The organism is Legionella pneumophila subsp. pneumophila str. Philadelphia 1 (genome assembly GCF_000008485.1).
Classification (GTDB): Bacteria; Pseudomonadota; Gammaproteobacteria; order Legionellales; family Legionellaceae; genus Legionella; species Legionella pneumophila.
On record NC_002942.5, the window covers coordinates 682,173 to 698,019 of the forward strand.

A 15,847-nucleotide genomic window follows, 5' to 3' on the forward strand; every position below is an offset into this window, starting at 1 on the left:
TTTACCTTGTTTTTATTATTGTTCCACATTCGATATATGACACTATTTGATTACTGTTCCTGTTTTCTTGAATAATTCTTCCAAATTAATATCCAGGGATTTTTTCAATTCTTCATTATGTCTTTTAAAGGCGGCTCTCCATTGTTCCGCCAGAGAGGCTTTGGAATATTGTAGCTCCAGATGAGTTGGCAAGCGATAAGGTAATAATTGAGTTAAATCATAAAGAGTAACGTGGCTGAGATCACGGCTTAACATGTAATGCCCATCAGCGGTAGCATGGATCAGTTCATGATAAATCAGAGCATTGATCATTTCATCTACATCCACAGCGAAAGGTTGTTTGCTGGCATCCACCAGATCATTAAAGCTTAATCCTTTTCCATGCTGTTGCGCTAACCATAACTGGTGTAACCAGAGCAATGCATGTGAAAAGCCATCGAGGGACTTCCCTCCACGACGCTGATGATGCACTGAAAAGGCATAACTGATTTCAGCGCCCAACAAGGTAATAATCCATACCCAATAAACCCAAATGAAAAATATAGGTACTGTGGCAAATGCCCCATACAACAACGCATAGGTATTGTAGCGTATCAGGTAATATGCAAATGCATGCTTAGCTGATTCAAACAGGATTGCGGCAACCAAGCCACCCCAAAAAGCATGACGGATTTTGACAGGGCAATTGGGAACCACCACGTACAAAAAGGTAAAACCGATTAGTGAAAGAAAAAAAGGGGAATAGTGAAGAATAGTGTAAGGAGCTCGATGATCTGCCAATATTGGCATGGAGAATAAATAGGAGCTTGCTGCCAGGCTCAAACCTAATAAAACCGGGGCAAGAGAAATGATAGCCCAATAGAGTAAAAAGGCAGAAACACCATGCCGAGATGAACTCACTCTCCAGATTTTATTCATTGCTCGTTCAATAGTGAACATGACCAATAACGCAGTAAAAATTAGAAAGACTATACCCCAAATTGAGAGTTTTGATACTTGAGAGGTAAACTGCTGTAAATAGCTTTGCACAATTTTACCTGTGGCCGGAACGAAATTGTCAAAAATAAAATTCTGTACCGGCTCCGCCAAACCTTGGAATACTGGAAATGAAGAAAATATTGCCAAACCCACAGACATCAATGGCACGACTGCCAGTAAGCTTGTAAAGGCTAATGCCGAAGCAATATAGGTACAATCATCCTGTATGAAATGTTGGATAACAAACCGAACAAAGCGATCGCAGGAGTAGAATGTAGTTTTTACTTTATCTTTCCAATTCATGGATTAAATAGAAGATTTTTATTGTATAACTATATCGTTTTATGCTCGTTTTTGTATAGTCAGGAGTTATGTAAAACTCCAATCTTTTTGTTAAAAAAGTTTTTAAATCGGTTGTTTAGTTTATCTAAACTCCCATGAACAAATCAAATGAATAAAAGGCTATTTGCCTCATCAGACAATTTTGCAATAACATAATACTTCTTTACGGTTTTGTGATCATCGAATTACTCTATTCTAAAACAGGCGAGTCATTGACATATATCAAAACTGTTAAAGTAAAAAAACCTATATAAACAAGACATAATTATATCGATATGATTCAAATGTTTACACATTTGTTACATTTCAACTACAAGGAGGCTTAATCCTTGAACTATTATTAATATGAATAATAGTAAACTTTGAGGACAGAACATGTTAGCTGAATCTGTTATCGGTATAGTAAGAGCCGTCAATGGACTGCTAGAAAAAGTAAATGTGCAAGGACAAGCAAGCTTAGTAAAGTCTGGCGCTCGATTAGAGGAAGGGGATGTACTTACTTTATTAAGTGGTGAGGCTTACATACAATTTATTCATGGGTTTCCTGAAGCACTGGCCTTAGAAAAACCGGTCAAGCTAGATGGTGTTTCCCCAACACTACAGTATGGTGCGGAAGATTTAAAAGAACAAATGGTCCAAGAAGCGATAGCCAAAGGTATTGATCCTTCAGTCATACTTGATGTTCTCGGCTCAGCAGCAGCAGGTGCGGTAGCTGTTGGTTCAGGCGGCGATGCCTTTATTATCGATCCTTTGTTTGGTTTCGGACATGTCACAGCAGGATATCCTACCGGCCCTATTTCCTTTGCTTATGAGGCAGACACTCAGCAATTATTTTGGTTTGTGCCAGAAGAGACAGGGGCGATTGCAGAATCTGAATTGACTACCGAACCCGAATTTACTCCGCAAATTCCTCAATTCACTACAAATCAAGCAGTGCTAACAGTCTTTGAGGATGCTTTGCCAAGTGGTATTCCAGATTCAGCAGGACAAGCAAGAACAGCAAGTTCTTCTCTAAGTACTTTGCTAACTTCTTCACCAGACGTTGCTGCTTCCTTTGCATTTAATACCAATTTAAGTGTTCTTCCTACATTAAAATCAGGTGGTATAGACCTTGACTATAATTTATCCCCTGATAAACGCACTTTAACAGCATCAATCCCTGGTGGGGGAGATGTCATGCAATTTGAGTTGACAGCAGATGGACGGTTAACTCAAACATTAATGGATTCAATTGATCACCCAACAACTGATAGCGATGACGGCGAATGGATGAGATTAGACCTTTCACCTTTAATTTATGTGACTTTCACAAGAACAAGTGATGGCACTGTTTTAGAGTCAAGAACACTGCCTGCTAATGCAGTTGTTGCAGGAATTCAAGACGATGTTCCAATAGCAAGGGCTCAATTGACCAATAATGAAATCTTGCTCGATGAAACTGTAGGAGTGAAAGTCGGGGATGCTGATGCAGCTAATGATGATTTTAATCCAACGATCACTACGGATCCTTTTAATAATACTTATGGTATACCCATAGGTCTGGTGCAAAATGCGAATCTCCTCGATAACGGTACTTCTGAAATGGGGGGGGATTATAAAAATGCAACAATGACCCATTTGTTAAAAATTACCGATGCTGTTTCAGGATTACAGACAACTGACGGTACTTCTATCAATCTCTTTTTGGAGTCGAATGGTGATATTACGGGGCGAGCAGGCGATATTGGTGAGCCTGCAGTTTTTGCAATTCGCATGAATCCAAATACCGGCTCAATTACTGTTGCGCAATATGGTTCAATCAAACAGTTTGATACCAACAGCCATGATGAAGCGGTTGATTTGACAGGTCGCATTTCAGCTGTTGTTACAGCCAAAGACAGTGATGGCGATGTATCTAATGTAGAAATACCTATAGGACAATTGATTATTTTTGCCGACGACGGTCCGAGCGTGACGATGGCGGTGAGCGATAATAATGCGATCACCTTGAACACCCAGGATGCCGATACGATTGGGGCAGCCAGTGACAGCGACAGCGCAAGCTTTGCGGCCGCCTTTGCGGTGACTCCTAATTACGGGGCCGATGGTGCGGGCACGACGGTGACCACCTACGCCTTGAGTGTGTCCGCCCAAGGGGTGGATTCCGGCCTTGATAACAACGGCAACAACATCTACCTGTACAACATCGCAGGTTCTGTGGTGGGTTCAACATCAGCCACGCAGGCGGGTATTACCACAGGCAACACCATCTTTTCATTGGATGTGAACAGCAGCAGTGGGGTGGTGACTTTAACGCAACACCAGGAAGTGGACCACGGTTTGCCGGGAGCCAGTTCCAATTACGCGGCTCAGGAAGCGATATTGAATACGGGCCTGGTCTTTTTGAACGCCACCGCAGTGACGACGGATGGGGATGGGGACACGGCGACCGCCAGTGCGTCTTTGGATTTGGGCGGCAATGTGAAGTTTGATGACGACGGTCCGAGCGTGACGATGGCGGTGAGCGATAATAATGCGATCACCTTGAACACCCAGGATGCCGATACGATTGGGGCAGCCAGTGACAGCGACAGCGCAAGCTTTGCGGCCGCCTTTGCGGTGACTCCTAATTACGGGGCCGATGGTGCGGGCACGACGGTGACCACCTACGCCTTGAGTGTGTCCGCCCAAGGGGTGGATTCCGGCCTTGATAACAACGGCAACAACATCTACCTGTACAACATCGCAGGTTCTGTGGTGGGTTCAACATCAGCCACGCAGGCGGGTATTACCACAGGCAACACCATCTTTTCATTGGATGTGAACAGCAGCAGTGGGGTGGTGACTTTAACGCAACACCAGGAAGTGGACCACGGTTTGCCGGGAGCCAGTTCCAATTACGCGGCTCAGGAAGCGATATTGAATACGGGCCTGGTCTTTTTGAACGCCACCGCAGTGACGACGGATGGGGATGGGGACACAGCCACCGCCAGTGCGTCTTTGGATTTGGGCGGCAATGTGAAGTTTGATGACGACGGTCCGAGCGTGACGATGGCGGTGAGCGATAATAATGCGATCACCTTGAACACCCAGGATGCCGATACGATTGGGGCAGCCAGTGACAGCGACAGCGCAAGCTTTGCGGCCGCCTTTGCGGTGACTCCTAATTACGGGGCCGATGGTGCGGGCACGACGGTGACCACCTACGCCTTGAGTGTGTCCGCCCAAGGGGTGGATTCCGGCCTTGATAACAACGGCAACAACATCTACCTGTACAACATCGCAGGTTCTGTGGTGGGTTCAACATCAGCCACGCAGGCGGGTATTACCACAGGCAACACCATCTTTTCATTGGATGTGAACAGCAGCAGTGGGGTGGTGACTTTAACGCAACACCAGGAAGTGGACCACGGTTTGCCGGGAGCCAGTTCCAATTACGCGGCTCAGGAAGCGATATTGAATACGGGCCTGGTCTTTTTGAACGCCACCGCAGTGACGACGGATGGGGATGGGGACACGGCCACCGCCAGTGCGTCTTTGGATTTGGGCGGCAATGTGAAGTTTGATGACGACGGTCCGAGCGTGACGATGGCGGTGAGCGATAATAATGCGATCACCTTGAACACCCAGGATGCGGAGACGATTGGTGTACTTTCCGACACCGACAGCGCAAGCTTTGCGGCCGCCTTTGCGGTGACTCCTAATTACGGGGCCGATGGTGCGGGCACGACGGTGACCACCTACGCCTTGAGTGTGTCCGCCCAAGGGGTGGATTCCGGCCTTGATAACAACGGCAACAACATCTACCTGTACAACATCGCAGGTTCTGTGGTGGGTTCAACATCAGCCACGCAGGCGGGTATTACCACAGGCAACACCATCTTTTCATTGGATGTGAACAGCAGCAGTGGGGTGGTGACTTTAACGCAACACCAGGAAGTGGACCACGGTTTGCCGGGAGCCAGTTCCAATTACGCGGCTCAGGAAGCGATATTGAATACGGGCCTGGTCTTTTTGAACGCCACCGCAGTGACGACGGATGGGGATGGGGACACAGCCACCGCCAGTGCGTCTTTGGATTTGGGCGGCAATGTGAAGTTTGATGACGACGGTCCGAGCGTGACGATGGCGGTGAGCGATAATAATGCGATCACCTTGAACACCCAGGATGCCGATACGATTGGGGCAGCCAGTGACAGCGACAGCGCAAGCTTTGCGGCCGCCTTTGCGGTGACTCCTAATTACGGGGCCGATGGTGCGGGCACGACGGTGACCACCTACGCCTTGAGTGTGTCCGCCCAAGGGGTGGATTCCGGCCTTGATAACAACGGCAACAACATCTACCTGTACAACATCGCAGGTTCTGTGGTGGGTTCAACATCAGCCACGCAGGCGGGTATTACCACAGGCAACACCATCTTTTCATTGGATGTGAACAGCAGCAGTGGGGTGGTGACTTTAACGCAACACCAGGAAGTGGACCACGGTTTGCCGGGAGCCAGTTCCAATTACGCGGCTCAGGAAGCGATATTGAATACGGGCCTGGTCTTTTTGAACGCCACCGCAGTGACGACGGATGGGGATGGGGACACGGCGACCGCCAGTGCGTCTTTGGATTTGGGCGGCAATGTGAAGTTTGATGACGACGGTCCGAGCGTGACGATGGCGGTGAGCGATAATAATGCGATCACCTTGAACACCCAGGATGCCGATACGATTGGGGCAGCCAGTGACAGCGACAGCGCAAGCTTTGCGGCCGCCTTTGCGGTGACTCCTAATTACGGGGCCGATGGTGCGGGCACGACGGTGACCACTTACGCCTTGAGTGTGTCCGCCCCAAGGGGTGGATTCCGGCCTTGATAACAACGGCAACAACATCTACCTGTACAACATCGCAGGTTCTGTGGTGGGTTCAACATCAGCCACGCAGGCGGGTATTACCACAGGCAACACCATCTTTTCATTGGATGTGAACAGCAGCAGTGGGGTGGTGACTTTAACGCAACACCAGGAAGTGGACCACGGTTTGCCGGGAGCCAGTTCCAATTACGCGGCTCAGGAAGCGATATTGAATACGGGCCTGGTCTTTTTAAACGCCACCGCAGTGACGACGGATGGGGATGGGGACACGGCGACTGCCAGTGCGTCTTTGGATTTGGGCGGCAATGTGAAGTTTGATGACGACGGTCCGAGCATTGCAGTGGTTGCGGCATCGGATGCGCTGGTGGTGGATGAAAGCTTCCTGGCCACGGATGCGAGTGCGAATTTTGTGGACAATTTCACCTCCTCTTATGGGGCCGATGGGGCTGGCAACATCACCTATGCCCTGGGCATCAACGCCGGCAGCACGGGGTTGAAAGACACGGCGACCAACGAAGACATTAAACTGGTGAACAATGGAGGGGTTATCGAAGGGCGCACGGTGACTTCGAACGCGCTGGTGTTTAAGGTGAGTGTGGACGCCTCAGGGGTGGTGACCCTGGACCAACAACGCGCGATAGTGCATAGCCCCAACACCGGTCCTGATCAAGCCAAGACTTTGAATGCGGCGAATTTGATTACCTTGACGGCGACGATTACGGACAAGGACGGGGACAGCAGCAGTGCGACCTTAAACATAGGGCAGGCCTTAAGCTTTAAAGACGATGCGCCGGTAGCATCAGACATAACCAGATCAGGAGCCGCAAGTGAGGTAGCTGATACGAATCTTATGCTAATCCTTGATACTTCAGGAAGTATGGCTGGTTCTGGTATTCAAACATTAATCAATTCGACTTTGGAATTGCTTGAGCAATATGAGGCACTTGGTAATGTAAAGGTAAGGATTGTGACTTTCAACACAAGCGCAACTGCTGTTGGGTCTGGTTGGATGACCGTAGATGCAGCAAAAAATGCAATCCTAGGACTTACTGCTGGTGGCAATACAAATTTTGATGCGGCGCTTATTACAGCTATGAACGCATTTAACAGTGGTACTGTTGGAGGAGCTGATGGAAGAATAGCAGGAGCACAAAATGTGTCATATTTTATCTCTGATGGTAATCCAACGGTTAACCAAGACTGGCCTAGTATTCCAGGTACATTAACGCAAAATGGGATTCAGCCAAGTGAGCAAGCAGCATGGGAAGCTTTTCTGCAAGATACTAATGGTGCATCTGCTGGAGGAGAGCGGATTAGATCTTACGCTTTAGGTATGGGAACAGGTATCGACGTTAATAATCTTGAGCCTATAGCATTTAATGGTGTGAATGGAGCAAATATACCAGCAGTTGTTGTTACAGATATTAGTCAGTTAGCAGATGTATTAGTGAACACAATTACTGCAGGTCCAATCAGTGGTACTATAATTTCTGATCCTAATCCTGGTGTTTCCTTTGGGACAGATGGTGGGCATATACAATCGATAACTGTGAATGGTATCACTTATACTGTTAGTACTGACCTTGGTTCTGTATCTACGAGTGGTTCTGCTACTCAAGGCTCAAATACTTATTCATACAATAATTCAACACATGTATTAACAGTAACAATTAGTACAGGCGAATCATTTACTATAGATATGGATGATGGTAGTTATACTTTTACTCCGCCTGCAAATATTACTAATGCAATAAACCGTATAATCAACTATGTATTAGTAGATAATGATGGTGATACTTCAGCAGCTGCAATAACTATTAATATAAATCTTCCTGGAACTAATGATCCTTTGGTAGTTCGTGATGATTTGATTCTTACTAACCAACCTGCTGTAAGTGGTAGAGATGTTATTTCTATACCGACATGGGCATTATTGGCCAATGATACGGGTGGAAATGGGGTGTCTTCAGTCAGCAGTGTGACACAACCAGTTGCTGAAGGTACTGTAGTTCTCAACGCTGGTTCTGTAGCTTTTACCGAAGAATCTAATAGTGCAGCGGATGGTACCTACAATGGAAGTACATCTGATCCTTTTAGGTACACTAATACGACAGGTTCTCAATCAGCGACCGCTAAGGTTGATCTGGATCGTGCACAAGCAGGGGAAAATACGTTAGATGGAACCTACAGAAGCGAGATTTTATTAGGTAGAGATACCTCGAATGACACGATTATTGGTAATGATGGTAATGATATACTGATTGGATTAGGTGGGGATGATACTTTAAGTGGTGGTAATGGTGATGATATTCTTGCTGGTGGCGCTGGTAATGATACGTTAGATGGTGGTGCAGGCAATGATACAGCTACTTACATTGACGCCACTGCAGGTGTAACTGTTTCCTTAAATACCGGTTCTGCACAAAACACTGTTGGTGCAGGAACGGATACACTTACTAATATAGAAAATCTAACTGGTTTCAAATTTAATGATACTCTAACTGGAAATAATAGTGCCAATACAATCAAAGGATTGGAGGGTAATGACACAATAAGTGGATTAGGTGGAAATGATACTTTAGATGGTGGTTCCGGAGACGATGTCATTATTGGTGGATTGGGTGATGACATACTCACTGGTGGCTCAGGCGCTGATCAATTCGTGCTTGTGAAAGGACAAGGTGGTGCCAGTGCAGGCGCAGCGCCGATCGATACTATTACAGACTTTGAAGTGAACATTGATAAGATTGTTATTAACGGTAATAACATTACGGGTGTCAGTGTATCCACTCCGGTTTCTAACACTTATACTATAACGGTTAATTATTCTGATGCTGCTACAGAACACTTTAAGATGACATTATCTAATGGCGCTTTATTGAATGATTCTGGAAAAACTCATTTGAACGGAGTGGTTATAAGCGGCGGCACAGCTACCATTGATGGCACAATCGTTGGTGCCGTTTTGTATCTGGATTTAAATGCCAATAATCAGGAAGATGAAGGAGAACGACTAGGTATCACTGACCAGTATGGCCATGTGGAATGGGTCGTTGACCTTTCTAAATTCGATGTCAACGGTGATGGCCAGTATGTTATAGGCGAGGCTCGTGCTGTTCAAACCGGTGGTTTTGATATAGATACAGGTCTTAGCTATGAAATAAATCTTTACGGGCCAGTAGGTTCAGCAGTTATATCGCCCTTGACAAGCCTCTTGCAAGCGCAGCTAGAAGCCGGCATGGATTATGAGACAGCTAATGCTGCCTTGGTTGCTCGCTTAGGCTTACCAGAGGGAACACAAATTATTAGTTTCAATCCGATTACTGGCAGTGGTGAAGTGCTGGCTCAAAACGCAGGTGTAATGACAGCTGCCATTCAGTTTGCTGAAATAGCCGCAATACACTATTCAACCGATGAAGGTCATGTTTCATTCGTTGTCTTTGAGGCAATTAGCAAGGCATTGCTTGAACTTCCTGAAGGGGTAGTCGCTGATTTTGGCGATGAGGGTTTCTTGCAGTCCATTTCAAATTATTTGGGATTAGATGCTCTGGTTACATCTGATATGATTGACTATATGGCAACCAGCCAGAAAGCGTTAGAGGCCAGTATTTTGACTCTTGCGCCCGGAGAAGATGCTCTGACGGCCATCAGCAAGATACAGCATGTGACCCAAGGTATATATGCCCAGGCTATTGAAATGGCATTGATAGGGTATTTGCCATTAGATGCTCTTAAAAACATGAGTGCTGTTCTTAAGGCTTATGCTGATGGAGATATTACGGATGAACAACTCAACTCCTTTGAAGACAAGCTTTCTGCTGTGATTGTGAATTGGGAAGATAACAATGTTACAGACACATCTCATCAGGCTACATTGCAAACAGAGCGTATTGTTGATGACTCTTCAGTCAAATCAGAGGCGAATCATGAAATGGCGCAAGAAGTTAATGCCGTGATTAATGATTTTATGGATGAACATAATATTTCTTTGTACTATTATGATCAACAGGCTCAAATGCCTCAAGAAGTACAAGAACAACAACCAACAGAGGATCAGGCAGAAGAGACGGTCATGCATGACGACGTTGTTCAAGATTTGTTGCTTGATGATCATAGCCTTACCATGTTGGCTAATAATCCCCAATTAAACGGTGGTAATGGCAATGATGTTCTACATGGAACTACCGGAAACGATTTTATAAGAGGCGGTCAAGGAAATGATACGATGACAGGTGGTGGTGGTGTTGATACCTTCTTCTGGTTAAGTGGCGACGATGATGGTGGTGTGGATACTATTACCGATTTCAAAGCAAATCCTGTTGATCAATCATCAGATGCCAGCGTCCTTAACTTAAGTGATTTGCTATCTGATGCGGATCTGGAAACCAATAGTTTGGATAATTATCTGAATGTTTCTACCACAGAAGAGGGCGACACAGCCATTAAAGTAGACCCTAATGGTAATGGAAATTTTGACGCTCCAGCGCAAACGATTATATTAGAAGACGTGGATTTAACAGCTGTTTTCGCTACCAACAATTCCCATGATATTGTGAATCAAATGATCGCTAATGGAAACTTGATAGTAGAACAGTAAGATGAACTCATTACATTGGTGAATATGTAATTCACCAATGTTTTATTAATTGGAAAATATCCTCGCGACATTTTTCTCGCTGCTATATACTCATGCGTTCATTCGATAATAAGCCTTGCAATTCATTTCACGTTATTAAAATGATGAAAAAAGGCAAAAAACGCTATGGAGCAGTATCATGTCTAATCCTTATATCTTGGTTTTATACTATTCTCGCACTGGCTCAACGGCACAATTAGCTCAATATATTGCTCGTGGTGTGGAAAGTGTGTCTGGGCTTGAAGCCAGGTTACGCACTGTACCTCCTGTATCTACCACTTGCGAAGCGGTGGATAAGCCGGTTCCCGATGCTGGCGCAATTTATGTTTCCTTGGATGATTTGCGTCATTGTCATGGATTAGCTTTAGGCAGTCCTACTCGCTTTGGTAATATGGCTGCTCCAATGAAGTATTTTTGGGATGGAACTACTTCTTTGTGGCTGGGTGGAGATCTGGTGAACAAACCGGCTTGTGTGTTTTCTTCTTCAGCGAGTATGCATGGTGGACAGGAGACTACCTTAATCTCCATGATGATTCCTTTGCTACATCATGGCATGATTTTATTGGGTGTTCCTTATACTGAACCTGCCCTAACCAGTACGCAGTCTGGTGGTACGCCTTATGGTGTAACCCATGTGGCTGGTGGTGATAACGAGAATCCATTAAGTCAAGATGAGATCACATTGGCTAAAGCTCTGGGGGAAAGATTGGGACGTGTAGCAATGGGTCTGAAGGTTTGATGAGAGGGTTTTAGGGGTTGATTACCCCTCTCCCTTACCCTCTCCCCAAAGGGGCATACTCTTATACATAAGTATTAATCCATGTAAAATTCATATTTTTTATATGGAACTTAGATGGCTAGTTGTGAATGGATTATTAATGAATCCAAGGAAGCGAACTTCGGTGATAAGCGGTTAGATAAGCGTTATGGAGATATCTTAAGCGGGTTACTTAGCTCACCAAATGCAAGCATTCCAACTACATTTCAAAGTTGGAATGAAACACTGGCAGCCTACCGGTTTTTTAACCATGTGAATGTAAATCCGGAATCAATTCTTTTACCCCATTCTGAAGCGACACTAGAACGTATAAAAGCAGAAAAGATAGTTCTAATTCCCCAAGACACAACAGAGGTAGATTTTACAGGTAGAAAATCATTGTCAGGCATGGGTTATCTCTCCAACGAGAGAAGCCGGGGATTATATTTACATCCAAGCATTGCATTTACGCCAGAACGAGTTTGTTTGGGCGTAGTAGAAATGCAGCATTGGATAAGAAAAGAGATTGGTACGAGGAATAGTAGAAAGGGAAAGTCAATTGAGGAAAAGGAAACCTATTGTTGGCTTAAGGGCTATAATGCAGCGAATAAAATTGCACTGGCAGTACCCGATACAATGGTTGTCAGTATTTCCGATAGAGAGGGAGATATTTATGAGGTTCTTGAAAAACTTCCCTCCGAAGAAAATAAAGCCTATTGGCTTATACGTTGTCAGCATGATAGAGCTGTTTTGAATGAAGAAACAAATCAATTCGAGTTACTTCTTAAAAAAGAAGTTAGCAAAGCTTGTGTTCTTGGCACCATAGAGTTTGAAATTCCCGCAGGCACTTCCTATAGAAATTGCAAAAAAAGACATACTCGAAAAGCCCGTAGCGTTAGACAGGAGATTCGTATATGTAGTGTTTCTTTAAGGCCTCCTCGTCGAAAAAGCAAAAAATTGAACGTCATTGAAATTCAGGTTGTACACTGCAAAGAAATAAATACACCAGAAGGGGAGCAACCCGTTGAATGGTTTCTAATCACAAGTGTCCCTATAAAAACACTGGATCGGGCAGTTGAAATTGTTAATTGGTATTTATGTAGGTGGTTAATAGAAATGTACATAAAAATTTTAAAGAGTGGATGCAAGATAGAGGAATTACGATTTGAAACTTACGAGGCTACTCTTAATTGCATCGCTTTTTATATGATAGTGGCATGGCGGGTATTTTATTTAACAATGTTGGGACGAACTTGCCCTGATATAGACTGTACAACAGTCTTTGAAGATAACGAATGGCAAGCCACTTATGCCATGGCAACAAAGAAAAAACCACCAAAAAAACCACCTAAACTTTATGAAATTATTTTAATGATCGCAAAATTTGGAGGACATTTAGGAAGAGGCTCTGATGGCCTCCCTGGAACAAAAGTCATGTGGATTGGTCTACAACGCATGAAAGATTTTACTTTGGCTTGGGAAACCTTTCATACATTGAGTTAGAATAACTTATGTATAAGAGTATGCCCCAAAGGGGCGAGGGAATGATTAATTAAACTATATCTTTTCTCCAAATAGGCGAGGGAATGATTAATTAAACTATATCTTCTCTCCAAATAGATGAGGGAATGATTAATTAAACTATATCTTCTCTCCAAATAGATGAGGGAATGATTAATTAAAACTAGAGTTTTCTAAATTGATGGCTATGAGAGCTCATTGATTTAGAGTGATAAGTTTTTTGTTTATGAGCAATGATGTAATTTGGTATTTTTAAAGAAAATTGTAGTAATTGGCCTGATATTTAAACAAAAACTCCCTCTCCCGCGAAAGAAATTGTATAAAAAAATTTGGGTATGATTCGCGGGAGAGGGGTGGGGAGAGGGGAATAAGTGGTTCCAGCTGATGCTAAATTATTGAAACAAGCAAAATCTCTCCGGAAAAGGAGCACTGATGCTGAAAATTGTTTATGGTACTATCTAAGAGCACATCGATTAAAAGGATACAAATTTAAAAGACAAGTTCCTATTGGGAATTATATTGTCGATTTTGTTTGTATTCAGAGAAAACTCATTGTTGAACTGGATGGTGGACAACATCTTTTAAATAAAGAGTATGATAAAAACCGGAGCGCCTATTTTAGCACATTAAGTTATAAGGTTTTGCGGTTTTGGAATGATGACGTGTTATTGAGAACTGGGGACGTACTTGAGAGTATTGTCAGATGCTTGGAAGAATCATAAGGTTGATAAGATTAACATTTAACTGTTCAGTAATGACAGCGGAGTACCCTAAGTAATGAAAGTAATTAGTTTTAACGCCAATGGCATACGCTCTTCTGCCCGTAATGGATTTTATGATTGGCTTGTAGGGCAGGATGTTGATTTTGTATGTATTCAGGAAACGAAATCGCAAGTAGAGCAATTAATCCCTGAAGAACTCTATTTTCCAAGGGATTATTTTTGTGATTATTTTGATGCTGAAAAGAAAGGCTACAGTGGGGTTGCCATTTATTCAAAATATAAACCCATGCGTATTGTGAAAGGGCTTGGGTTTGATTATTGTGATAAAGAAGGGCGTTATATCCAATTTGATTACCCTAAATTAAGTGTGGTTTCTCTTTATTTGCCTTCTGGAACAAGTGGTGATGATCGGCAGGAAGTGAAATATGCTTTTCTGGAGCAATTTGCCAGACACTTGATGAATTTAAAAAATGAGGGAAGAGAATTAATCATTTGTGGTGATTACAACATCGCTCATAAAAAGATAGATTTAAAAAATTGGCGAGGAAATCAGAAAAACTCGGGATTTTTACCCGAAGAGCGTGCCTGGATGGATGAGTTATTTGGTTCTATGGGGTTTGTAGATGCCTTTAGGGTACATAATCAGGAAGAAGAGCAATATACCTGGTGGTCTTATCGAGCTAGAGCCTGGGAAAAGAATGTCGGGTGGCGGATTGATTACCAGGTGATTACGCCTGGTCTGACTGAATATGTCGCGGACAGCCGAATTTTTCGCGAAGCACGTTTTTCGGATCATGCTCCTTTAATGATTGAATACAAGGGAGACTGGTGTGTTTAAACTCGCTAGCTGGAATGTTAATTCATTAAAAGTCCGTCTGGAACAGGTTTTGCAATGGCTTGAGTCTTCACAAGTTGATGTGCTTGCTATGCAGGAGACTAAGCTGACCGATGACAACTTTCCTGTTGCTTCATTTATAGACAAAGGGTACCACGTCATTTTTTCAGGTCAGAAAACTTATAACGGGGTGGCCATTATTAGTCGATATCCTATGACAGATATTCAAACCGATATTCCAGAATTGGAAGATCCCCAGCGGCGTATCCTGGCTGCTACGGTAAAAGGAATCAGATTGATTAATCTTTATGTGCCCAATGGTGGAGAACTGACTTCAGACAAGTACCAATATAAACTGGATTGGTTAAATAAAGTGACTCGTTTCATCCAACATGAGATAAGCATTTATTCTAAAGTAGCAGTTGTGGGTGATTTTAATATTGCGCCCGAAGATCGGGATGTCTATGATCCAGTTGAATGGGAAGGTTGTGTTCTGGTCAGCCCTCCTGAAAGGCAAGCATTTATGAAGATACTTGAATTGGGTTTACATGACAGTTTCCGTAATTTTGCTCAGGAAGAAAAAGCGTTTAGCTGGTGGGATTATAGAGCCGCAGCATTCCGACGTAATCGTGGTTTGCGCATTGATCATGTGCTATTGAGCCATGAATTAAACGCTTTATGCCGACAATCCAAAATCGATAAAGAACCAAGAAAAGCAGAGAGGCCTTCCGATCATGCGCCGGTTTGGGTTGAGTTAGAATTATAAATGTCCGAGGTGTTTGAGAAAAAATTGCTTTATGAGATCATTTCTGCTATTGTTTTGACTCATTTGTGTAGAGTATGGTGCTTGGCAATAGCGTCCAGGTGGCGATACTTATTTGAAACTAGAAGAGAGTGGTATTATGAAAGCATCAGTTCATCCTGATTATCAAACAGTTAAAGTAACATGCAGCTGTGGTGAAGTATTTGAAACTCGTTCTACTTTGTGTAAAGATTTGAACATAGAAGTTTGTTCAATGTGCCATCCTTTTTATACAGGAAAACAAAAGTTGGTTGATACTGGTGGCCGTGTTCAGAAATTCCGTGACAGGTATAATATGCGTACTGGGCAAGCCAAATCAAAAGAATAATATTTTAATTTTTGAGTTTTTAACAAAGGCACAAATTTTTTGTGCCTTTTCTCTAAGAGAGAATTAAAAATTCAAATTTTTGATATG

At 43.7% G+C, this 15,847-nt stretch carries 9 protein-coding genes; 8 read left to right on the forward strand and 1 reads right to left on the reverse strand.

The window, feature by feature from the left end:
- Positions 1-42: 42 nt before the first annotated feature.
- Positions 43-1,281 carry a YihY family inner membrane protein gene (locus LPG_RS03185; RefSeq protein WP_010946380.1) on the reverse strand — a complete coding sequence of 413 codons (1,239 nt, stop codon included), beginning with the start codon at positions 1,279-1,281 and terminating at the stop codon, positions 43-45.
- 414 nt (positions 1,282-1,695) lie between these two features.
- On the opposite strand from LPG_RS03185, the gene rtxA reads away from it, so the two are divergent.
- The 8 genes from rtxA to rpmE all read left to right on the forward strand — a co-directional run bounded on the left by rtxA (position 1,696) and on the right by rpmE (position 15,760).
- The gene (gene rtxA, locus LPG_RS15405; protein WP_010946381.1) at positions 1,696-6,159 is read left to right on the forward strand and encodes an enhanced entry virulence factor RtxA; all 4,464 of its coding nucleotides are present in this window, start codon (positions 1,696-1,698) and stop codon (positions 6,157-6,159) included.
- A complete protein-coding gene (locus LPG_RS15410) occupies positions 6,125-10,756 on the forward strand; it encodes a DUF5801 repeats-in-toxin domain-containing protein (RefSeq protein WP_164919818.1) in 4,632 nt (1,543 codons plus the stop codon). The genes rtxA and LPG_RS15410 overlap by 35 nt, the downstream gene beginning before the upstream one ends.
- Before the next feature lie 178 nt (positions 10,757-10,934).
- A complete protein-coding gene (gene wrbA, locus LPG_RS03200; RefSeq protein WP_010946383.1) occupies positions 10,935-11,534 on the forward strand; it encodes an NAD(P)H:quinone oxidoreductase in 600 nt (199 codons plus the stop codon).
- A gap of 114 nt (positions 11,535-11,648) precedes the next feature.
- Complete coding sequence (locus LPG_RS03205; RefSeq protein WP_010946384.1) at positions 11,649-13,055, forward strand: IS4-like element ISLpn6 family transposase; 1,407 nt, start codon at positions 11,649-11,651, stop codon at positions 13,053-13,055.
- A 389-nt stretch (positions 13,056-13,444) separates the two neighbouring features.
- Positions 13,445-13,795, forward strand: a complete 351-nt coding sequence (locus LPG_RS03210; protein WP_025862488.1) for an endonuclease domain-containing protein — start codon at positions 13,445-13,447, stop codon at positions 13,793-13,795.
- A 55-nt stretch (positions 13,796-13,850) separates the two neighbouring features.
- On the forward strand, positions 13,851-14,633 hold the full coding sequence (locus tag LPG_RS03215; protein WP_010946385.1) for an exodeoxyribonuclease III: 783 nt from the start codon (positions 13,851-13,853) through the stop codon (positions 14,631-14,633).
- Entirely contained in the window at positions 14,626-15,396 is a 771-nt protein-coding gene (gene xth / locus LPG_RS03220; protein WP_025862491.1) for an exodeoxyribonuclease III, read from the forward strand. The genes LPG_RS03215 and xth overlap by 8 nt, the downstream gene beginning before the upstream one ends.
- A 136-nt stretch (positions 15,397-15,532) precedes the next feature.
- Positions 15,533-15,760 carry a 50S ribosomal protein L31 gene (gene rpmE, locus LPG_RS03225; protein ID WP_010946387.1) on the forward strand — a complete coding sequence of 76 codons (228 nt, stop codon included), beginning with the start codon at positions 15,533-15,535 and terminating at the stop codon, positions 15,758-15,760.
- Positions 15,761-15,847: the final 87 nt, after the last annotated feature.